Consider the following 20,857-nt stretch of genomic DNA (forward strand, 5'->3'; position numbering starts at 1 on the left):
CTCCTGTTTATGAACTCTAAATACTAATAAATCCAATGAAATGTAAAAATGGCAGCATAAAAATCAAGCTATCAAAACGGTCTAATATCCCTCCATGACCAGGTAAAATATTACCTGAATCCTTCACATCATAATGTCGCTTAATAGCTGATTCTACTAAGTCACCAATTTGTCCTACGACAGATGCCAAAATGGTTACGATGACGACAATGAATAAGGAAAAAGGAAATGGATCTACTATTTGAAAAATTACTGCTACCAATATGGCTAGTAAAATGCCGCCCACTGATCCTTCTATGGTCTTTTTAGGACTGATTTCGGGCCATAACTTATGCTTCCCCATAGCTCGTCCTACAAAATAAGCCCCCGTATCTGTTGCCCAAATAATCAATAGTACATACAATAAATATTCTATTCCTGCTTCTCTTGTTAGAATAAAGAAATAAAATCCCATTCCGACATACAAAATAGAAGTCAAAATAAAACCGATATCATCATATGTAAACGTGTTTTTTTTCAGGACCATATAAGCTAATAATAATAATACACCGAACATGACTAATTCAGATTTTGCCAAATTCTCTACTATGGGAAGGTGGATTACTGTACCCTGGTACAATACAATCCATAATAATAAAAGAGAAATGAGGGATGCCCATGAAATAGTTGGGATTTTCCTCATTCTTAACAATTCAAATAGTGCTATGGAGGATAGTCCGTAGACTACAACTTGAAGGAGCCACCCTCCATAAATTACAATTGGTATAAATAAAACTAGTGCTATTATTGCCGTTATAACACGTTCTTTCATGCTATCTTCAACACCTTAAATTCCCCCATATCTTCTTTTTCGATTTTGATATTCAATGAGGGATTTCTCAAATTCTACTTCATCAAAGTCTGGCCATAATACTTCGGTAAAATAAAATTCCGAATAAGCCACCTGCCACAACAAGAAGTTACTAAGCCGAATTTCTCCACTAGTACGTATCAATAAGTCTGGGTCTTTTAAGTGGCAAGTATACAACCTTTTACGAATGGATTCTTCATCAATGTTGTCTATCGTTAATTTGTTATCGTTAATATCTTGTGCGATTTCTTTCATTACATCTACCATTTCGTTTCTACTTCCATAATTCAAAGCAAAATTAAGAATGAGACCATTATTCTTAGCTGTCCGATCAATTGATGTTTGAACCGCTTGCTGAGTATGCTCCGGTAAAGCACTAAAATCACCAATAGTACGAACTTGCACATCATTCTCCACTAGCTCATCTAAATATGTATCTAAAAACTGACTTGGAAGTTTCATGATGTACTCTACTTCAGATTTAGGTCTTTTCCAATTTTCGGTTGAAAAAGCATATAGGGTCAAGGTTTCAAGGTTAAGCTCCACCGCTTTACGTACAACCTTTTTAATGGTTTTCATACCTTCTTTATGTCCTGCAGCTCGCGGAAGACCTCGTTTCTTTGCCCATCTGCCATTACCATCCATAATAATGGCTACATGATCAGGTAGGTTTTCTGTTGATAACTCATTTTTCGACGTTCTTTTCGTTATTTTATTTAGAAAGGGTAAGCGAATAGACATAATTAAATCCTCCAGTCAGGATTTACCCATCAATTAAATTAAATCGTTCAAACTGTTTCACAATAGAAAAACGGAGGGTCACATTATATCATACGTTAAAGTAACCCTCGTCTATTACTTCAAAACAAGCGAAAAATCCCCCGGAAAATGAGGGATGTTTCATTACATAATCATGCCATGTTTGAAGAAAATGATTTTTTTAGGTCGTCCAACCCTTTATACTTCCAAAATTTCTTCTTCTTTTGATTTTGTTAGGTCATCGATTTTTTTAATGTAGTTGTCCGTTTCTTTTTGTACATCATCTTGGAAGCCGTGCAACTCATCCTCGGTCAAATCTCCATCTTTCTCTAGCTTCTTAAGTTGGTCATTACTGTCGCGACGAATATTACGAATTTGTACCTTTGCTTCCTCTGCATACTTTTTCACAACTTTCACAAGGTCTTTACGACGCTCTTCGGTTAATGCAGGGATGTTGATGCGAATTACATTTCCGTCATTTGTAGGAGTAAGACCTAAATCGGCTTTTAGGATTGCCTTTTCGATATCCCCAAGTATAGATTTATCGTATGGAGTAATTACAAGTAAACGTGCTTCCGGTGCTGAAACATTTGCAAGTTGATTAAGTGGGGTAACCGCACCGTAGTATTCAACAGTAACACTATCTAAAATAGAAGGGTTTGCTCTACCTGCACGAACTGTTGCAAGTTGCTTCGTATAAGCCTGTGTTGCCTTTTCCATTTTTTCTTTTGTTTCATTAATTACTGCTTGACTCATTTTTCTTTCCCCCTAACAATAGTTCCAATATTTTCACCTAAAACGACTCGCTTAATATTGCCCTCTTCCATAATCGAGAAAACAATAAGTGGGATATTATTATCCATACATAACGATGAAGCCGTTGAATCCATAACCTGTAGCCCTTCATTAAGAATGTCTAAATATGAAAGTTCTTCATACTTCTTTGCATCTTCATTCTTTAATGGGTCAGAATTATAGACACCATCTACGTTGTTTTTGGCCATAAGAATGACATCAGCTTCAACTTCAGCAGCGCGTAATGCTGCTGTAGTATCAGTAGAAAAATAAGGATTTCCTGTCCCTCCAGCAAAAATCACCACACGGCTTTTCTCAAGATGTCTCATAGCTTTTCTTCTAATGTATGGCTCTGCAACCTGTCTCATCTCGATAGACGTCTGAACGCGTGTTGGGATGCCGAAGTTCTCTAGACTATCTTGTAAGGCTAATGAATTCATGACAGTAGCTAGCATGCCCATATAATCCGCAGTAGCTCGATCCATTCCCATCTCACTACCAATCTTGCCTCGCCAAATGTTTCCGCCACCAACAACGACAGCAACCTCTACACCTAACTCTGAAACTTCTTTCACTTGCTTAGCTACAGACTTTATAATGGAGGGTGCAATTCCAAAGCCTGCTTCTCCACTTAATGCTTCTCCACTTAATTTTAACACAATTCGCTGGTATCGGACTGTTGACATAGTAACCTCCATTGCTATTATCAAATTTTTCACAAACCCTTAGGTAAGAAGAAAAATTGATAAGAAAACTGTTATTTATCAAAAAACATTCAAGTATGTAAGTATGGCCTTTTTAAAATAGGGAACACATTGTGTCCCCTATTTTTGTTTCCATGTTATTTTTTCACTTGGTTCATAACTTCATCAGCGAAGTTTTCTTCACGCTTTTCTAGTCCTTCCCCAACCTCATAACGTACAAAGGATTTAACTGTTGCACCTTTAGACTCAACAAACTTCTTAACCTTTTGATCAGGGTCTTTAACAAAGCTTTGCTCAAGTAAGCAAATTTCTTCAAAGTATTTACCTAAACGACCTTCAACCATTTTTTCTACAATGTGCTCAGGCTTTCCTTCGTTCATTGCTTGTTGCTTAAGTACTGTACGCTCATGCTCAACTTCCTCTTGAGAAACTTCATCACGAGAAATGTATTTAGGATTAACAGCTGCTACGTGCATAGCTACATCCTTTGCTACAGATTCATCAGTAGTTCCTTCAAGAACAGTTAAAACACCAATACGTCCACCCATATGAAGATAAGCACCAAATGCATCGTTATCGCCTTTTTCGGCTACAACAAAACGACGTAGGGAGATTTTTTCTCCAATTTTTGCAATAGCTGAAGTGATGAATGACTCTAATGTGTCACCTTCACCATGAAGTTTTTGTTGAAGCGCTTCTTCAACATCAGCAGGCTTTTGCTTAACTAAATGCTTACCAAGCTCACTCAAAAGGTTCTTAAATTGTTCGTTTTTGGCAACGAAGTCTGTTTCTGTGTTAACTTCAAATAAAGCAGCAACATTTCCATCCACTTCGATATATGTAGAACCCTCTGCAGCAATACGATCTGCTTTCTTCGCTGCTTTAGCAATACCTTTTTCGCGAAGAAAATCTACTGCACTATCCATGTCACCTTCAGTTTCTTGAAGTGCCTTTTTACAATCCATCATGCCTGCACCAGTTTTTTCGCGCAGTTCTTTTACCATTTGTGCTGTAATAGCCATTTCATTTCCTCCTTAAAACAAAGTGTAGTATTGTTTTACTTTCAGGATGAACCCGTCTGACAATCTTTTTTATAAGGCTTGTGTAAAAAAGGTGATAAAAGGCTTTCCCTCTTATCACCTTCATAACCTTTCTTACTCTTCTACTGCTTGAGCTTCTTCAGTAACTTCTTCGTTTGTTTCACCTTGTCTTGCTTCAAGAATAGCATCTGCCATTTTACCAGTAAGAAGTTTCACGGCACGAATTGCATCATCGTTAGCTGGAATCACATAATCAACTTCATCTGGGTCACAGTTAGTATCAACCATTGCCACGATTGGAATGTTTAATTTATGTGCTTCTGCAATTGCAATGCGCTCTTTACGAGGATCAATCACGAATAATACATCCGGAATTTTTTCCATATCTTTAATACCGCCTAAGAATTTTTCTAAACGGTCTTTTTCTTTATTAATCATAACAACTTCTTTTTTAGGAAGTACTTCAAATGTACCATCCTCTTCCATACGATAGATATCCTTTAAACGACGGATACGTTTACGAATGGTGTCGAAGTTTGTTAGTGTACCACCTAACCAACGTTGGTTAACAAAGTACATTCCAGAGCGTTCAGCTTCGTCACGCACTGTGTCTTGAGCTTGCTTCTTTGTACCTACGAAAAGAACTGTTCCACCATCTGCAGCAACGTTCTTAACAAATTCGTAAGCCTCTTCTACCTTCTTAACAGTCTTTTGAAGGTCAATGATATAAATGCCGTTACGCTCAGTGAAGATATATTTCTTCATCTTAGGATTCCAACGGCGAGTTTGGTGTCCAAAATGTACACCAGCTTCTAAAAGTTGTTTCATAGAAATAACTGACATCTTTCTTCCTCCTAATAAATTGGTTTTTTTCCTCCGCTCAACTCATCTTTCTACAGGGACTCACTTAAAAAATGAGCACCTCCTGTAAAATCGTCAAGCGTGTGTGTTTTACACCAAAAGTAAATATATCATATGGGAAGTATTCAAGCAAGCAAAAAATTATGACGGATTTTGAAATTTTATCATAAGCTCAACTTCTGTCTTCCCTATATTAAGCTCTTTAGCAATTTCCTCGACTGATAACCCTCGATGATATAATTGCAGGACCTTAGATTCAGAGGTTTGGATCTCAAGCTGATCATCTATCATGATATTTTCAGGATTGTAACCATTTGTTTCTTCTTTTTGCTCCAACTCATCAGCTTGTATATTTGCACTCTGAGTTTGCGTATTTGTTGTTGAAGCCAGCGCTTGTTGGTGTTTTTTCTGTTCTACCTGTTTTTCATCCTTCACATTTTTTCCATTTTCATTAATGATATTCAATAACTTTTGGTTTTCTTCTTTTATTTCCTCGACATAGGCAAAGAGCATGTCTTCTATTTCTCTTATATCCTCTTTATTTTGATTAGCTGATTTTTGTAAATCAATACGTTTAAACAGAAATATGATTATGATAAAGACGATTCCATGTAAAAGTAAACTGAATGTTAATAGAAATTCAATCATAATTACCTACCTAACTATTATAGTCAATTCTTTGGCCTAAAAATGGGTGACGCTGCTGTTGATTTATTATTTGTTTTTTGATTTGAGATTGTGTTTGAGGCTGTTTAAGCTGCATGTTCTTCTCTTGATGGGGATTTTGAAGTCGTTGGTGTTCGATCTGTTTAGTCTCATTCACTTGTTTTCGTCGGCGCTCATCTTCTTTTAACCTTGCTTGAGCTAAATAATTTTGTACAGTGGAGCCACGTTGCTCTAGTTGATTTTGAATTTGTCCTAAATCCTGTGTTCTTGGAAGTGCTACTTGCATTTCTACTGCTTTCCAACTCATAATATACCACTACCCCCATCGACTTTAATAAAGGGATGATACGACTATCTCATGGTTGTGGTATGTGACCTTCACATGCTGATGTTGATTTAAAATATGTCGTTGATACCTGCCACACACAACTTCTGTATTCGGGTATATTATACCATTAACAGTTAATTGTGACAGGGAAAGGTCTGCAACTTTTTCTTGAAAGCTCTGATACTCACACTGCGCCTCTTTATACTCAGTGATAACCCGCTGAATAGAATTCTTTTGTTTCCTTAACATAGAAGCTTCCTGTGAAGTAAGCTTGCCCCGTTTATTTTCAACTTCATGAAGTTTGTCACCGAGTAGCTTTAATTTTTGCATCGAACTAGAAAGGGTTTTAAGTTTTTCCTCTAACATGTATTTTTTAAGAACAGATTTCTTGTTTTCTCCTAAGAAAACACTGGTTTTTGTATTTAATCGATTTCCAACGTCCTTAGCGTAAACTGATATCCCAGCTGAAACATTCCCCCCAATTATATTTCCCTTCTGACAGAAAATATGGTCTCTAGCCATGCAATCACTATGAAGAATTGATTCCTCAACAAAAAGATCTCTACCTGTTTCAATGATTCCTTGATTAATATATTTTACGTGAACATCTAATCCAGCTACAAATTTCCCTTTATGCATGGCAGATATACCAGCCCCAATAAAGACTGAACCACCTGCTTGTATGGTAGCGCCTTCCACTAGACCTGTAATGGTAATATCCCCTTTTGCTTTAAGAGAAAACCCTGTTGGAACATCTCCATGTACGACAATAGAGCCATTAAAATCAACATTCCCTACCTTCATGTCGATTGTTTCACGTACCTCATACGTAGGCAATACCATGATTTCCTCCTCAAATAAGGAGACTTGTCCATCGGTAGTGGATATAACTGTATGATCATCTAGAAAGGCAGTATTTTTACCTAGCTTTAATTTTGCACTTTTCCCTTGATAGGGAGCGACGTTCCTTCCGAATACATCGATTCCCTCTTCTCCTTCGGTTGGAGGATAAATTGTTACGAGTGTGTCCCCACTTTCAACAATTGGGATTTTCATGACATCTCGAAAGTCTAACCCTTCCCTTTCCTCTACCGTCAATTGAGGATGCAAATTCACCTCAAAGGTTAGCCATCCGTCCTTTCCATCTATTGAAGGAAGGCCGCGGGCAACTAAATAAGGTTTATTGATGTCGTTTGTTGATGCAAGGAGACTATCAATGTTATGTTCGATGATTCCATAAGTAATATTGGACTGGTTCAAAAAACGGATAATTTCATTGCTAGTACAACTAGAGGTATTCTGCTCTGTTTTCCGCGACAAATAAACCTCCATACGGTCTGAGGTTATATTCATTTCAAAAAGATCTGTTAGAGAATGCACTTTTGTCATGTAGTCAGCCTCCAAAACAGATTTATTTGTCTTCTATACTGGTTAAAATGTTTCGTAATTTAAAAATTGCACGACTATGAATTTGAGAGATTCTTGAGGTTGACAATTCTAATACTTCCCCAATTTCTGTTAGTGTTAATTCCTCATGATAAAAAAGGCTAACTACCATTTGTTCTTTTTCATTAAGCCCTTGAATTGCTTCTGCCAGTTCATTCACCTTTTCATTATCAACCAGCTGCTTCTCAGGTATAATCGCATTTTCATCAGGGACTAGGTAGCCAATACCCTCTCTTCCCTGATCATCACCTTCAAAGGCTTTATCTTCAATTGATAACGTATTTGCAAATAGCGTGTCCTTAATAGTTCGAACTACTTCATCACTGGAAATATCCATTTCGCCCGCAATTTCTTCAGCAGAGGGTTTACGTCCAATCGATTGTTCAAGCTGTTCCGCTACTCCTTCAATCTGTTTAGCTTTGTCTCGAACAGATCGAGGCAGCCAATCTTCCTTTCGTAAACCATCCATAATCGCTCCCCTTATGCGGAATGATGCATAGGTATCGAACTTTAAGTCTCGATCGTAATCGAATTTATTAATGGCATCCATTAGCCCCATTAAACCTAAGCTTTTCACTTCTTCCCTACTAACACTTTTCGGCAGGTTTGCTGAAATCCGCTTCACATGATAATCGACTAAAGGCATATATAAGGTAACAAGTTCGTTCCCTGCATCTTGATCTTTTTTCTGTTGCCACGATGTCCATAATGATTGTAGATCTGGAGTTGCTTGTCTCATCCTTCTTCCTCCTTTAGACGGTTTATCTGTTAGATTTCCTTTGTCCCATGATTCACAGTGCGTACACTAAGCATGCTTGTTTCTGGATTAAATTCAACCGTCCTTCCACTTGCACCCCCAACATCAGCACTTACAATGGGTATGTTATATTTCAATAACTCTTGCTTTACGGCCGCAACATTTCGAGGACCTATTCGCATCGATTCCTTTGTACCACTTGTCATTTGGAACATCTGTGCTCCACCCGCAATCTTGGCCTTAAGTGGAGAATACCTTCTAACTCCATGTGACTGTAATAGGGTCATCATTTCCTCAATAGCGGTATTGGCATATTTGGCTTTATTGAGTCCTTCTCCCCTAAATGTTGTAGAATCCGGGAGCATTATATGCGCTAAAGCCGCTATTTTTAAATGCACATTAAATATAACCACACCTACACATGATCCCAAACCTGACGTCCGAATTCGATTCGGTGCCTGAACTATTCCCAAATCAGCTATTCCAACTTTGACAATTTCAAAGGTTTCACTCATGATGAGAAACTCCAAAGGATTTAAATATCACTTCAAACGATTCGGGATGAGGAAGCAAAAAGAAATGCCCTTTAATCTCCTCATCATTATGGTCCTCATCTGTTAGAATCGTATCAATAAAAATAGCGTGATCTGTCACCTGTGATAATTCGATTAAGCCAACTGTAAGGATTGCCCCTACCATATCAACAGAACAAGATGGTACGGTAGGTTGTACATTCAGGTTAGTGAAGTCTGATAATGCGCTTAGATATGAACCAGCTAAAATATTACCTAATTCTTCATAAGCAGATATCGCTAAGTTCGAATAGGGCGGATTGTGAAAATTAAATTGCTCATTTCCTGTCATTTTTCGAATTAGAACCGAAGCTTCATCAGGTGTCAAAACAAAAAACATACTACCAGAGGCATTACCTTCGAATCGGACGAAAATGGAGGCAATCTCCTGTTCTGGTCCCCCTAACACATCCATCATTTCATCAAAGGAGACCACTTTTACTTCAGGAACTTTCATATTTACGGTTCGATTTAAAATTTTGGACAGTGAAGTAGCAGCATTCCCCGCTCCTATATTTCCGATTTCCTTTAAAAGGTCTAATTGAAATGGAGATAATGAAAAGGTATCTTTCATGATTTTTAACCCTCTACTTTTTCGATTTCGGTTAGTTCGTCCTTGGAAAGAACTTTATCAATATGTAGAAGAATTAACAATCTCTTATCTAATTTTGCCACACCTCTTATATAGTCTACGTGGATAGAACCAATAACCTCTGGAGGTGGTTCTATTGCGTCCACAGGAATATCTATTACATCATTGGCACTATCCACTACCATTCCTACTGTCATATCTTCAATGTGAGTCACAATAATTCTTGTTTGGTCATTATATTCGGATTTGTCCAAGTCAAACCGTTCTCGTAAATCAATAATAGGTGTAATGATTCCTCGTAAATTAATAACTCCTTTTACGAAATCAGGTGTACCGGGCACACGTGTTACTTGCTCCATTCTTTCGATTGAACCAATAAATTCTACCGGAATCCCATATTCCTCATTGTTGAGCTGAAATACGATTACCTTTACGTCTTGGTTTTCATTTCCCATTTGTATTCCTCCCTATTTAATTAAAGCATTACTATCTATGATTAGGGCCACTTCACCATTCCCTAAAATAGATGCCCCAGATATAGCAAATACATTGGTTAAATATTTTCCAAGTGATTTTAAGACAATCTCTTGCTGTCCGATAAAAGAATCTACAATTATTCCTGAAAGCTTATTCCCTTTTCTTACAATAATGACGGAGTATAATTCATCGTCCTGCTCGTCGAGAGAATATTCAAATAGTCTTCTTATATCAACGAGAGGAACTACTTTGCCTCTAAAATCAATAACCTCTTTATTGTGTGCACGAAGCACATCCTCCTTTTTCACAATCGCAGTCTCTATGATGGATGAAAGTGGTATGGCGAATGTATCCTCTTGTATTTTGATTAGCAATGCTGAAATAATAGATAGAGTAAGCGGAAGTTGAATCGAGAACAGTGAGCCCTTTCCTTCAGTTGACCCAACGGTAATATTCCCGCCTAAGGATTCAATTTTATTCTTAACCACATCAAGACCTACTCCACGACCTGAAATATCCGAGATTTGTTCCGCTGTAGAAAAACCACTAGCAAGAATTAACTCGTTTATTTGGTGCTCTTCCAGGTTTTCCGCTTGTTCGTTCGTAATAATGCCATTTGATAATGCCTTTTTTAACACTTTTTGTTTTTGAATGCCTTTTCCATCATCCTCAATTTCTACAAAAACATGATTTCCGCTGTGGTAGGCTTTTAACAATAGTGTACCCGTTTCAGGCTTCCCTTGTTCCATACGTTCCTCTGGTGTTTCTATCCCATGGTCAAGCGCGTTTCGAATGAGATGAACCAGTGGGTCCCCAATTTCATCAATCACGGTTCGATCAAGCTCTGTTTCCGCTCCCTCAATGACCAAATCTACTTTTTTCCCTAAGTCCCTTGTCAGCTTACGAACCATTCTTGGGAAACGATTAAACACCTGAGCAATGGAAACCATCCTCATGTTCAAGATAATATTTTGTAAATCACCAGATACTCTTGACATACGCTCCACGGTTTCTTTTAGCTCAGCATGATCTGACTCATAAGAGATTTGTTCTAATCTTCCTTTATCAATGACCAACTCCTCGAATAAATTCATTAGATCATCTAGACGATCAATGTTTACCCGAATGGTTTTGTTTACAGCCTGATTTCCTGGCTGGCTTTGATCAGTTTGAGCCTTGCTTTGAGGTTGATCTTTTTGCTCACTATTCACCATGTTATTTGGTTTTTCTTGTTTTTGATTCTTATTTTCGGATAAAGTGTAGCTTTCAACATGAACAGCCTCAACCTCTGATACCTTTAATATCCTCTTCTCAATTGATGTAGCCTCTTCCTTAGAAACGAACAAAACATAAAAATCAAAATCAAAGTTTTCAGACTCCAAATCCTCAACACTAGGATTAGACTTCATCACTTCACCTATTTGTTCAAGTACCTCAAATACCATATATACTCGCGCAGCTTTTAATAAACAATCCTTACGTAATGAAACATGTATTTGATATTGGAAAAAATCCTGTTCTACTGATTCCTGAAGGACGGTAATTTCAAATTCATTTAATTCCCCAAAGGGAGAGCCGGTTTTATTTTCTTGTACTTGATTACTAGTTGACAGTGATGAATCTGATTCTAATGATTCGCCAGCTTCAATCCTTTTCAACTCACTTACAATGGCCTGTACATCCTTTTTGCCATCTCCACCTTCTGCAATCGAAAGCGTCATCTCCTCTAGCCCTTCTACCGCTTCTAATACAACGTCCAACATATTGGAATCAATAATGATTTCATTATTTCTCACCTTGTCTAACACATTTTCTAGCTTATGGGTTAAGTCTGCCAAATCTTCATAACCCATTGTAGCTGCCATCCCTTTTAACGTATGAGCAGAGCGAAAAATCTCATTTACTAAATCCAAATTGTTTGGGTCTTTTTCTAATAGTAGTAACTGATCGTTAATGTTCTGAATATGTTCTTTACTTTCATCAATAAACACTTCCAGATATTGATTCATATCCATGATTAATCCCCCTTAACGTTGCATCCGTTCACAAAGCGCTTGTCCCATTTTATCGATACTTACGACATGATCAACACATTTCGTCTCAATTGCCGACTTTGGCATACCGAAAATAATAGAAGACTCTTCAGATTCCGCCATGACAATCGTATTTTGGTCTGATTGTTTTAAAGCTTTGATCCCATTTGAGCCGTCCGAACCCATCCCTGTTAAAACTAGGGCATATTTACGATAATCCGATAATTGAGCGATGGATCTAAACAGTACATCCGCAGACGGCCTATGACCTTTTTTACTGTTCGTTTGTGTTGTATTCGCAATAAGAGAATTTCCCACTTTGTCAATACTCAAATGATTATCTCCTGGAGCGATGTAAACGGTTCCTTTCTCTAAAACTTCTCCTTGTTCTGCCTCTTTAATGTTAATTGTTGCTATTTTGTTTAGTCGTTCAGCGAGTGACTTCGTAAATCTAGCTGGCATGTGCTGAACAACTACTATAGGTGCTGGAAAGTCTTTGGGTAAACAAGTGAATAAATGCTGTAAAGCTCTAGGACCACCAGTAGAAACGCCAATCGCTACAATTGTCTTACGGGTGGGAAAGGCTTTAGCATGCGTAGAATCTAGTAAATCTGGATGTGAATCTCTTACTTTTGCTAATGAAGCATACTTCAACTTTGCAATCATCTCATGCTGCAATTTCATAATATCTAAAGAAATCGACCCTGAAGGCTTAGCAATAAAATCGACTGCACCGTATTGTAGTGATTGAATGGTTAAGTCTGCCCCCGCCTGAGTTAAGCTTGAAACCATGACTACGGGTAATGGGCATTCCTTCATGATGATTTGTAAAGCCTTTAATCCATCCATTACAGGCATCTCAACATCTAGTGTCACCACATCTGGAGATAGGCTCTTGATCTTGGCGATGGCATCATGACCATTACGGGCGGTTCCTATCACATTTATGCTCTGATCGCTGTTTAACAGCTCTGAAATCATTTTTCGCATAAATGCTGAGTCATCGACGACCAGTACACGGATGTTTTCCAAGCTAATCTACCTTTCTCGTAAATATCATTTTTAATCTAGTTACAAATGAATGACGTGGTAAGACACTCTGTTCATAAGGCTTTTGTTTTAAATATAAATCTATTATTTGCAAGAGTGATTGACTAATTTGAGTATGCTTACTCTTTAACATAAAGGGTGTCTGTTCTTTAACTGCTTGGACGACGGTTCGATCATCCGGTAAAATTCCTAATGTTTGAAAGCGTTGATTCAAAAATCTTTCCACCGCAATTTGTAATCTTTCTAATGTCTCTTCCCCATCCTTTTGATGGTTAGCCCGGTTGACTAATACAGATATAGGCAGGTTTTTCTGTTCTGCGTAAATATGCTTCATTACCGCATAAGCATCTGTAATCGATGTTGGTTCAGTGGTCGTAATCACAAAGCATTCATGGGCAGCTAATGCAAAATGGAGATGGTGCTCATTCATTCCGGCACCCATATCAAAAATAATATAATCATAGCTCATGGAAACTGATCTTAGCTGATGAACAAAATATTCAAAGCTCTCATTATCTAACTGAAATAGCTCTGATAATCCTGACCCGGCTGCTACATAGGAAAGGGACCCATGCCCTTTTTCAATGATTTCATCAAGGCGTAAGGACTCTTTAAACATCTGAACAATGGTTTTCTTCGGAGTCAGGCCCATCAGAACATCAATATTCCCCATTCCAAAATCAAGGTCAAACAGCAAGACCCTTTTTCCCTTTTCACTCAATCCAATTGAAAAATTCAATGCAAAGTTGGACTTCCCAACTCCACCTTTTCCGCTTAACACGGCTATCGTTTTCGCTTCTTTTATATCCCTTTTTTTAGCAAAAATTTCTCTTAGTTTTTGTGCTTGATCATTCATTTGTCCAACCACCAAGTATGAGAGATATGGCCTGTTCCTTGGTCCCTTCAATTAAATCATTGGGTACATCCTGACCATTGGATAAATAAGCAATACCCACCTTATGGGAAGTCATCATATTGAACAGGGCTCCATATTCTGATGTCTCATCGATTTTAGTAAAAATGAGTCTTTCAATTGGAAAATTAGAAAATTGCTCAAAAACTTGATTTAACTCTTTATATTTAGTCGTAATGGACAAAACAAGGTACATTTCATCTTTATTTTGAAAGGAAATCGTTTCCTTTAATTGGTTTATAAATTCGACTTGTTTATAATTTCGTCCTGCCGTATCGACTAAAATTAAGTCGAAATTTGCAAATTTTTCTTTTGCATTTATGAAATCCTTTTGGTTATAAGCGACTTCAATTGGTACATTTAAGATTTTGCCATATGTTTTTAATTGATCAATAGCTCCAATTCGGTACGTATCGGTTGTGATTAAGGCTACCTTTTTATTCTCTTCTACAACCGCTTTTGCTGCGATTTTAGCAATTGTCGTTGTTTTGCCTACTCCAGTTGGACCAACAAAGTAAATTGTTCTAGCTTTAAAGGCATTATGACCAAATGATAAATCAGTCATTAGATTCTTCAGCTCTTCTCTTAACCAACTTAACAGCTGTTTATCATTTACCTGTTTATGATGAAGGTAGTATTTTTCAAGTAACCTTTCCGCAATAGAATTCACGATATTAGGTTGAACCTCTTGGTTAAGTAAATATTGATAAGCCTTGTTGATGGGAGCTGGATATACATTCGCTCCATCACCATTCGCTTGCTGATTCATGAATGACTGCTTTAATTCTTTGATTTCCTTAATGATTTTTTCATCTGGTTCTTTTTGAACAGTCCTTGTTATTTGGTCAGTTTTTGGTTCTCTTAATTTGTGTTTTGGTGCTTTGGAGCTCTTAGGTAGGTGTGGATCTGATGCTGCAATGACCTCGATATTGTCTTTTTTAAACAGACCCAGAAACCCCTTTGTTTTCACTACTTTGGAGTTTAAAATAACAGCGTCTGCGCCTAGCTCTTTTCGTATTTGTTTCATGGCTTCTGGCATGGTCTCTGCCTTGTATTTTTTCACCTTCATTTAAACATTCACCACCCCTACACTTTGGACCTCAATGCTCGGCTCAAGTTCATTGTATGATAGAATCACTACCTGTGGTAGATAACGCTCAACTAATTGCTTCAAATACATTCGAATAGCTGGCGAGCAAAGCACAATCGGCGTAACCTCTTGTACTGAAACCTTTTCCACTTGCTGATGTACTGACTGAATGATTTTTTGTTGTGATTCAGGATCTAAGGATAGATAGCTGCCATGCTCTGTTTGTTGGATATGATCAGCAAGTAACTTCTCAACAGTCCCTGATACTGTAATGACCTTCATCATTTGTTCTTCATTGACATACTGCTTAGAAATTTGACTGTATAAGGATTGTCTCACATATTCCGCCAGTAAGTCTGTGTCATTTGTCATTTTGCCAAAGTCAGCTAACGTCTCAAAGATAATAGGTAAATTCCGAATTGAAACTTGTTCCCTTAATAGCTTGGCTAATACTTTCTGAACATCCCCAATGGAAAGAGGCTCAGGGGTAACTTCTTCCACTAATAAAGGATTGCTTTCCTTTAGATGATCAATGAGCTGCTTCGTTTCCTGTCTGCCGAGTAATTCGTGAGCGTGTTGCTTAATTACTTCTGTAATATGCGTAGACACGACAGATGGAGGATCAACAACCGTAGATCCCATCATTTCAGCCTCGTCCTTTAAGTCCTCAGAAATCCATTTGGCCGGCAAACCAAATGCTGGTTCAATGGTATCAATTCCCTCTATGTCTTCCTCATCAATTCCAGGCATCATGGCTAAATAGTGGTCAATATAAACCTCGCCTCTGGCTACTTCATTGCCTTTCACTTTGAGGCTATACTCATTAGGATTCAATTGAATGTTATCCCGTATTCGTACAACTGGAATAATCATCCCAAGTTCTAGAGCAAGCTGTCGCCTAATCATAACAATTCGATCTAATAAATCACCGCCCTGGCTAGTATCTGCAAGTGGGATTAACGCATAGCCAAACTCAAACTCAATGGGGTCATGACTTAGCATTTGGACAATACTTTCAGGTGAGGACATATCCCTTGATTCTGTTTCTTCCTCCTCCTGAAACTCAACCTCTTCCGTTTTAGCTTGAGTTTGACCTAGACGATAGCCTCCGAACGCTAAAACCCCCGCAATCATAGTCGTCAACCCCATATTGATTGGCGTGAGCCCTAGCATAAATATGGTAAAGGCTGCAATATAGAGTAATTTAGGATAACGGAACAGCTGTGTAGTAATATCAGTACCCAGGTTCCCTTCAGAGGCTACTCGAGTAACGACAATTCCAGTAGCAGTCGAAATTAAAAGGGCGGGAATTTGAGAAACGAGTCCGTCCCCAACAGTGAGACGTAAGAACTGGTCGGTCGCCTCCCCAAATGATAAGCCCATCTGAGCAACACCTATAATTAAACCAAAAATGATATTGATTAAGACAATTACAATTCCGGCAATGGCATCCCCTTTTACGAACTTACTTCCACCATCCATAGCACCGTAAAAGTCGGCTTCCTTTTCAATTTTTTCACGTCGGTCCTTTGCCTGATGCTCGGAAATCAAGCCTGCATTAAGGTCAGCATCAATACTCATTTGTTTACCTGGCATCGCATCAAGTGTAAAACGGGCAGCAACTTCGGATACACGTTCAGAACCCTTGGTGATTACTACAAACTGAATAATAACTAAGATAAGAAAGATGACGAAACCAACTAATGGGTTGTCCCCAATAACAAAGGTTCCAAATGTTTCAATAACAACTCCCGCATTACCTTCAGACAAAATGGACCTTGTTGTTGAAACGTTTAGGCCTAAACGAAACAAAGTCAAAAGCAATAATAGAGAAGGGAATATGGAAAATTCCAATGCTTCTGTTGTATTCATTGCAACAAGGATGACAATTAACGCTAAGGATATATTTAATAATATGAACACACTTAAAAGCCATCCCGGAAGTGGGACGACAAGCATTACGATAATTAAAATTACAGCAGATAATACAGATAAATCCTTTAACTTCATGATGCTCTCTCCTTATTGCTTTCCACTTTGTATCCTGTAAACATAAGCTAAAACCTCTGCTACAGCTTGGTAAAAATCTTCATTAATGGCTTCCCCAATATCCACCTTATCATATAACGATCGTGCTAGTGGCCGATTTTCAACGATGGCAACATCATGATGCTTGGCCACTTCCCTAATTCGAAAAGCGATAAAATCCACGCCCTTTGCCACAACATATGGAGCATCAAATTTCTTCTCATCATATTTGATGGCTATCGAATAATGTGTTGGGTTGGTGATAATCACATCAGCATCTGGGACATCACTCATCATCCGACTCATTGCCATTTGCCTTTGACGCTCTTTAAATTTCGACTTAATAAGTGGGTCACCTTCCGTGTTTTTATGCTCATCCTTCAAATCTTGTTTCGACATTTTGATATTTTTTTCATGATCATGTCGTTGGTAAAGAAAATCTAAAACGGACAAAAATAACAGCACAAGCGAAGCAGTAATTCCCATAATGACGGTCATTTGTCCGAAAAAGGAAATAGCTTGGTCAATTCCCTTAAGCGACATAATCATCATGTCGTCTTTGTTCAACCAGATAATAACGAACGTTACAGTACCGATAAAACTAATCTTTAATAATGATTTTAAAAGTTCAACAATGGCCCTAACGGAAAAGATCTTCTTTGCCCCTTGAATAGGATCAATTTTACTTAGCTTAAACTGTAGTGGTTCCGTAGAAAATAAAAAACCAATTTGTAAAAAGTTAGAGGCCAACCCAGCGATTATCGCTACGACCATAACCGGTAAAAGAATAATGGCTCCATCAAGCGTAGACTGAAACAACACGGATGCTACGTTCTCTTCGGTAACTTCCCAATGAATATATTCTTTAAAACTAGTCGTGTATAAAGCGGTAAATCGATCTTTTAAGAATCCCCCAAGAAAAAGGAATAACATAAACATCCCAAAGAGCAAAATTGCTGTATTAACATCCTGACTCTTAGCAACCTGCCCCTTTTTCCGCGTATCCTGGCGCTTTTTCGGGGTTGCTTTTTCTGTCTTTTCCTGAGAGAAAAACTGTAAGTCTAAAGACAGTTGTTTCATCCTAAGCGCCTCCAAATAATGTCATAATACCTCGCATTGAATGCAACATCGTTTCAAATAAATTCTCGATTAACGTTACATATACCCCGAATGAAACGAAAATGACAATAAAACTAACTAATATCTTCAAAGGAAGTCCCACTACAAATACATTTAATTGTGGAACAGTCCTAGCAACAATCCCTAATGCCACATCTACTAAAAACAAACATCCTACAATAGGAATAGCCATCTGAAATGCAATTAAAAACATTTGTCCAAAGGTCTCCATTACAAACCTCGGAATTGAACCATCCTGAATAGGTATGAATTTGTCGATTTGAATATATTCATAGCTATAAAATATACCATCTAATAGTAAGTGATGCGCATCAACCGTTATAAGAAATAATAATGTAATGGTATATAGAAATTGTCCGATTAATGGACTTTGCACACCGGTCTGTGGGTCCATGACATTAGCAATGGCAAACCCCATTTGGAAGTCAATGAATCCGCCTGCTATTTGTACAGCTCCTAAGATTAAGAATGCAATAAACCCGACTAAAATACCAACCATAAGTTCCTTTAATAATAAAATAATATAATGGCTATCAAACGGCAGGATTGGTATATCTATCGTATAAAACATAATCCAGGACAAAAACAAGGCGAAGCCTATTTTATGTGTCATAGGAATGTTACGGTATGAAAATAACGGCATCGTAACAAAAAATCCAATCACTCTAGCAAAAATGAGTAAAAAACCTGGTAGTCTTGATAATTCATATACATCTATCATTTTAACTAATCACATGGTGTAGGTTATTAAAGATATTTGACGTAAATTCTACAATTTGAACAAGCATCCATGGTCCAAAAAAGACAAGCCCTACAAAAACCGCAACAATTTTTGGTATAAAGGCGAGGGTTTGTTCTTGAATTTGAGTGGTTGCCTGAAAAATACTAACAACTAACCCTACTACCAAGGCTAATATTAAGAGTGGACCCGTTACGATTAGAATGGTGTAAACAGCTCGTTCTGCTAATGAAATGACAAATTCACTATTCAATTTGTCTTACTCCCTTCTAAGGCAGACTAGAAACTTTGCAATAAGGAATGGGTGATTAAATACCAACCATCAACTAAAACAAATAACAATATTTTAAACGGTAATGAAATCATAACTGGAGGTAGCATCATCATTCCCATTGACATGAGAATACTGGCTACTGCCATATCAATAACTAAAAACGGGACAAAGATCATAAAGCCCATTTGAAATGCTGTTTTTAATTCGCTAATCGCAAACGCAGGAACTAAAGTAGTTAACGGAATATCTTCGAGTGTCTCAGGTGGTTCCATTTCCGTATAATTTATAAATAAAGCAATATCCTTTTGCCGTGTATGTTCAGCCATAAACTCTTTCAAGGGCATGCTTGCTTTGTCATAAGCTTCATCTAAGGTAATCTCCTCATTAAATAACGGCTGTAATGCCTCTTGATTCACTTCCTGCATGGTTGGAGCCATAATGAAAAAGGTTAAAAACAACGCCAGTCCAATCAGTATTTGATTTGGAGGCATTTGTTGGGTCGCTAGAGATGTCCTAACAAAGGAAAGCACAATCACGATTCGTGCAAAGCTTGTCATCAAAATCAAGATACTTGGTGCCAGTGCTAAAACCGTTAATAAAAGTAATAATTTAATAGATGTTGACACATTGGCAGGATCTGAATTGTTAAAAAACTCTACGAACTCATTCATGTTGATCCTCTTTTCTATCTCGCGTTCTATCTACCAGTTCTTTTCGTTCGCGTTTTAATGTCTTCAATTCTTCAGAAAACAACTGTTTAAAGGATTGCTTTTGCTTTCCTTCCCCTTTACGCTCTTTCAGGTTGTCTACTTGTTTCATAATGGCTTGCAAAGGATGGTTAGTTTGGGCTGTATCGTTGTCAGTCTTAATCACTTCATTTAATGTATCTTCATCATCAATTTCAGTTAATAAGGATATATCCTCTCCTACACCGACAACAAAAACCCGTTTTCCAATCCTTAGCAATTGAACAGACTTATTAGAGCCTAAGGAAATCCCACCTATATTTTCTAAGGAACGGGTCTGTTGAAACATCTTATTGCGCTTTTGTAGAAACTTTAATAAGAAATAGATGAGAGCTAAAACAATGGCTAACATAAAGACCATCTTTATAATATCTAAAAGTAAAGATTGATCTTCACTTTCCCAATTATTCTCAGCTTCCTGCTCAGATGTAGGTGATGTTTTTTTTTCTTCCTTTTTTTCTTCCTTTTGCTCATTTGAATTGTTTTGTTCCAAATAGTCATTAAGATTCATATTTGCCTCTACCTTTCCAAAAGGAAGAAAACAAAACAATATAATTAGAATCATAAATACATGTTTTTTCATATAGGACCCCTGCTCTATTAGCATATTCTTGGCTCGATTATGAATTTAGTGTTTTGTTAATGGCTTCGATAACACGATCCGCTTGAAATGGTTTTACAATAAAATCCTTTGCACCTGCCTGGATGGCATCAATAACCATGGCTTGTTGGCCCATTGCTGAGCACATAATTACATTTGCATTGGAATCGATTTGCTTAATTTCCTTTAAGGCGCTTATACCATCCTTTTCAGGCATTGTAATATCCAATGTTACTAGATCTGGTTGTAGCTCTTTATATTTTTCAACTGCTTCGTTTCCATCCTGAGCTTCTCCCACAACCTCAAAATCATTCTTTTCTAAAATATCCTTTATCATCATTCTCATGAACGCTGCATCATCTACTATTAATACTTTTGATGACATGTTAATTCCCC

At 37.6% G+C, this 20,857-nt stretch carries 24 protein-coding genes; all 24 read right to left on the reverse strand.

Annotated features, from left to right (window positions below):
* Positions 1–16 precede the first annotated feature (16 nt).
* Complete coding sequence (locus tag GH754_RS03340) at positions 17–811, reverse strand: phosphatidate cytidylyltransferase (protein ID WP_153727323.1); 795 nt, start codon at positions 809–811, stop codon at positions 17–19.
* A 15-nt stretch (positions 812–826) separates the two neighbouring features.
* On the reverse strand, positions 827–1,591 hold the full coding sequence (locus GH754_RS03345) for an isoprenyl transferase (RefSeq protein WP_153727324.1): 765 nt from the start codon (positions 1,589–1,591) through the stop codon (positions 827–829).
* Positions 1,592–1,807: 216 nt separating this feature from the next.
* A complete protein-coding gene (gene frr / locus GH754_RS03350; RefSeq protein WP_153727325.1) occupies positions 1,808–2,365 on the reverse strand; it encodes a ribosome recycling factor in 558 nt (185 codons plus the stop codon).
* Positions 2,362–3,090: a UMP kinase gene (pyrH, locus tag GH754_RS03355; protein ID WP_153727326.1), complete on the reverse strand. Its 729-nt coding sequence runs from the start codon at positions 3,088–3,090 to the stop codon at positions 2,362–2,364. Before pyrH ends, frr begins: the two co-directional genes overlap by 4 nt.
* A gap of 155 nt (positions 3,091–3,245) precedes the next feature.
* The gene (gene tsf, locus GH754_RS03360) at positions 3,246–4,130 is read right to left on the reverse strand and encodes a translation elongation factor Ts (RefSeq protein ID WP_153727327.1); all 885 of its coding nucleotides are present in this window, start codon (positions 4,128–4,130) and stop codon (positions 3,246–3,248) included.
* Positions 4,131–4,262: 132 nt separating this feature from the next.
* A complete protein-coding gene (gene rpsB / locus GH754_RS03365; RefSeq protein WP_153727328.1) occupies positions 4,263–4,991 on the reverse strand; it encodes a 30S ribosomal protein S2 in 729 nt (242 codons plus the stop codon).
* 159 nt (positions 4,992–5,150) lie between these two features.
* Positions 5,151–5,657 carry a DUF6115 domain-containing protein gene (locus GH754_RS03370; RefSeq protein WP_153727329.1) on the reverse strand — a complete coding sequence of 169 codons (507 nt, stop codon included), beginning with the start codon at positions 5,655–5,657 and terminating at the stop codon, positions 5,151–5,153.
* A gap of 10 nt (positions 5,658–5,667) precedes the next feature.
* A complete protein-coding gene (locus GH754_RS03375) occupies positions 5,668–5,982 on the reverse strand; it encodes a hypothetical protein (protein WP_153727330.1) in 315 nt (104 codons plus the stop codon).
* Between the two features lie 24 nt (positions 5,983–6,006).
* Positions 6,007–7,392: a DUF342 domain-containing protein gene (locus tag GH754_RS03380; RefSeq protein WP_153727331.1), complete on the reverse strand. Its 1,386-nt coding sequence runs from the start codon at positions 7,390–7,392 to the stop codon at positions 6,007–6,009.
* 22 nt (positions 7,393–7,414) lie between these two features.
* Positions 7,415–8,188, reverse strand: a complete 774-nt coding sequence (locus GH754_RS03385; RefSeq protein ID WP_153727332.1) for a FliA/WhiG family RNA polymerase sigma factor — start codon at positions 8,186–8,188, stop codon at positions 7,415–7,417.
* Positions 8,189–8,217: 29 nt separating this feature from the next.
* A complete protein-coding gene (locus GH754_RS03390) occupies positions 8,218–8,721 on the reverse strand; it encodes a chemotaxis protein CheD (protein ID WP_153727333.1) in 504 nt (167 codons plus the stop codon).
* Entirely contained in the window at positions 8,714–9,352 is a 639-nt protein-coding gene (locus GH754_RS03395; RefSeq protein ID WP_153727334.1) for a chemotaxis protein CheC, read from the reverse strand. Before GH754_RS03395 ends, GH754_RS03390 begins: the two co-directional genes overlap by 8 nt.
* Positions 9,353–9,357: 5 nt before the next feature.
* The gene (locus GH754_RS03400) at positions 9,358–9,825 is read right to left on the reverse strand and encodes a chemotaxis protein CheW (protein ID WP_153727335.1); all 468 of its coding nucleotides are present in this window, start codon (positions 9,823–9,825) and stop codon (positions 9,358–9,360) included.
* 12 nt (positions 9,826–9,837) lie between these two features.
* Positions 9,838–11,862: a chemotaxis protein CheA gene (locus GH754_RS03405; protein ID WP_153727336.1), complete on the reverse strand. Its 2,025-nt coding sequence runs from the start codon at positions 11,860–11,862 to the stop codon at positions 9,838–9,840.
* A 12-nt stretch (positions 11,863–11,874) separates the two neighbouring features.
* Entirely contained in the window at positions 11,875–12,912 is a 1,038-nt protein-coding gene (locus GH754_RS03410) for a protein-glutamate methylesterase/protein-glutamine glutaminase (protein WP_153727337.1), read from the reverse strand.
* A 1-nt stretch (position 12,913) separates the two neighbouring features.
* Entirely contained in the window at positions 12,914–13,786 is an 873-nt protein-coding gene (locus GH754_RS03415; protein ID WP_153727338.1) for a MinD/ParA family protein, read from the reverse strand.
* Positions 13,779–14,912, reverse strand: a complete 1,134-nt coding sequence (gene flhF, locus GH754_RS03420) for a flagellar biosynthesis protein FlhF (protein ID WP_153727339.1) — start codon at positions 14,910–14,912, stop codon at positions 13,779–13,781. Before flhF ends, GH754_RS03415 begins: the two co-directional genes overlap by 8 nt.
* Positions 14,913–16,943: a flagellar biosynthesis protein FlhA gene (gene flhA, locus GH754_RS03425; RefSeq protein WP_153727340.1), complete on the reverse strand. Its 2,031-nt coding sequence runs from the start codon at positions 16,941–16,943 to the stop codon at positions 14,913–14,915.
* 12 nt (positions 16,944–16,955) lie between these two features.
* Positions 16,956–18,041 (reverse strand): flagellar biosynthesis protein FlhB, encoded by a 1,086-nt coding sequence (gene flhB / locus GH754_RS03430; protein WP_153727341.1) that lies wholly within the window; start codon positions 18,039–18,041, stop codon positions 16,956–16,958.
* 1 nt (position 18,042) lies between these two features.
* The gene (gene fliR / locus GH754_RS03435; RefSeq protein ID WP_153727342.1) at positions 18,043–18,822 is read right to left on the reverse strand and encodes a flagellar biosynthetic protein FliR; all 780 of its coding nucleotides are present in this window, start codon (positions 18,820–18,822) and stop codon (positions 18,043–18,045) included.
* A 1-nt stretch (position 18,823) separates the two neighbouring features.
* Positions 18,824–19,093, reverse strand: coding sequence for a flagellar biosynthesis protein FliQ (gene fliQ, locus GH754_RS03440; protein ID WP_153727343.1), 270 nt, complete (start codon positions 19,091–19,093; stop codon positions 18,824–18,826).
* A gap of 26 nt (positions 19,094–19,119) precedes the next feature.
* On the reverse strand, positions 19,120–19,785 hold the full coding sequence (gene fliP, locus GH754_RS03445; RefSeq protein ID WP_153727344.1) for a flagellar type III secretion system pore protein FliP: 666 nt from the start codon (positions 19,783–19,785) through the stop codon (positions 19,120–19,122).
* Positions 19,778–20,443, reverse strand: coding sequence for a flagellar biosynthetic protein FliO (locus GH754_RS03450; protein ID WP_194841271.1), 666 nt, complete (start codon positions 20,441–20,443; stop codon positions 19,778–19,780). The genes fliP and GH754_RS03450 overlap by 8 nt, the downstream gene beginning before the upstream one ends.
* A 37-nt stretch (positions 20,444–20,480) precedes the next feature.
* Entirely contained in the window at positions 20,481–20,846 is a 366-nt protein-coding gene (locus tag GH754_RS03455) for a response regulator (protein WP_153727346.1), read from the reverse strand.
* Positions 20,847–20,857 lie beyond the last annotated feature (11 nt).

The organism is Salinibacillus xinjiangensis, from assembly GCF_009649735.1.
In the GTDB taxonomy this organism is placed as follows: Bacteria; Bacillota; Bacilli; order Bacillales; family Alkalibacillaceae; genus Salinibacillus; species Salinibacillus xinjiangensis.

Bases quoted from the DNA above. Each gene is read 5' to 3' on its own strand.
- tsf (WP_153727327.1), bottom strand. From the start codon at position 4,130: ATGGCTATTACAGCACAAATGGTAAAAGAACTGCGCGAAAAAACTGGT.
- flhA (WP_153727340.1), bottom strand. From the start codon at position 16,943: ATGAAGTTAAAGGATTTATCTGTATTATCTGCTGTAATTTTAATTATC.
- GH754_RS03380 (WP_153727331.1), bottom strand. From the start codon at position 7,392: ATGACAAAAGTGCATTCTCTAACAGATCTTTTTGAAATGAATATAACC.
- GH754_RS03455 (WP_153727346.1), bottom strand. From the start codon at position 20,846: ATGTCATCAAAAGTATTAATAGTAGATGATGCAGCGTTCATGAGAATG.
- GH754_RS03405 (WP_153727336.1), bottom strand. From the start codon at position 11,862: ATGGATATGAATCAATATCTGGAAGTGTTTATTGATGAAAGTAAAGAA.
- GH754_RS03390 (WP_153727333.1), bottom strand. From the start codon at position 8,721: ATGAGTGAAACCTTTGAAATTGTCAAAGTTGGAATAGCTGATTTGGGA.
- GH754_RS03345 (WP_153727324.1), bottom strand. From the start codon at position 1,591: ATGTCTATTCGCTTACCCTTTCTAAATAAAATAACGAAAAGAACGTCG.
- fliP (WP_153727344.1), bottom strand. From the start codon at position 19,785: ATGAATGAGTTCGTAGAGTTTTTTAACAATTCAGATCCTGCCAATGTG.
- rpsB (WP_153727328.1), bottom strand. From the start codon at position 4,991: ATGTCAGTTATTTCTATGAAACAACTTTTAGAAGCTGGTGTACATTTT.
- GH754_RS03395 (WP_153727334.1), bottom strand. From the start codon at position 9,352: ATGAAAGATACCTTTTCATTATCTCCATTTCAATTAGACCTTTTAAAG.
- GH754_RS03375 (WP_153727330.1), bottom strand. From the start codon at position 5,982: ATGAGTTGGAAAGCAGTAGAAATGCAAGTAGCACTTCCAAGAACACAG.
- fliR (WP_153727342.1), bottom strand. From the start codon at position 18,822: ATGATAGATGTATATGAATTATCAAGACTACCAGGTTTTTTACTCATT.
- GH754_RS03385 (WP_153727332.1), bottom strand. From the start codon at position 8,188: ATGAGACAAGCAACTCCAGATCTACAATCATTATGGACATCGTGGCAA.
- flhF (WP_153727339.1), bottom strand. From the start codon at position 14,912: ATGAAGGTGAAAAAATACAAGGCAGAGACCATGCCAGAAGCCATGAAA.
- GH754_RS03450 (WP_194841271.1), bottom strand. From the start codon at position 20,443: ATGAAAAAACATGTATTTATGATTCTAATTATATTGTTTTGTTTTCTT.
- GH754_RS03400 (WP_153727335.1), bottom strand. From the start codon at position 9,825: ATGGGAAATGAAAACCAAGACGTAAAGGTAATCGTATTTCAGCTCAAC.
- GH754_RS03340 (WP_153727323.1), bottom strand. From the start codon at position 811: ATGAAAGAACGTGTTATAACGGCAATAATAGCACTAGTTTTATTTATA.
- flhB (WP_153727341.1), bottom strand. From the start codon at position 18,041: ATGAAACAACTGTCTTTAGACTTACAGTTTTTCTCTCAGGAAAAGACA.
- GH754_RS03415 (WP_153727338.1), bottom strand. From the start codon at position 13,786: ATGAATGATCAAGCACAAAAACTAAGAGAAATTTTTGCTAAAAAAAGG.
- pyrH (WP_153727326.1), bottom strand. From the start codon at position 3,090: ATGTCAACAGTCCGATACCAGCGAATTGTGTTAAAATTAAGTGGAGAA.
- frr (WP_153727325.1), bottom strand. From the start codon at position 2,365: ATGAGTCAAGCAGTAATTAATGAAACAAAAGAAAAAATGGAAAAGGCA.
- GH754_RS03370 (WP_153727329.1), bottom strand. From the start codon at position 5,657: ATGATTGAATTTCTATTAACATTCAGTTTACTTTTACATGGAATCGTC.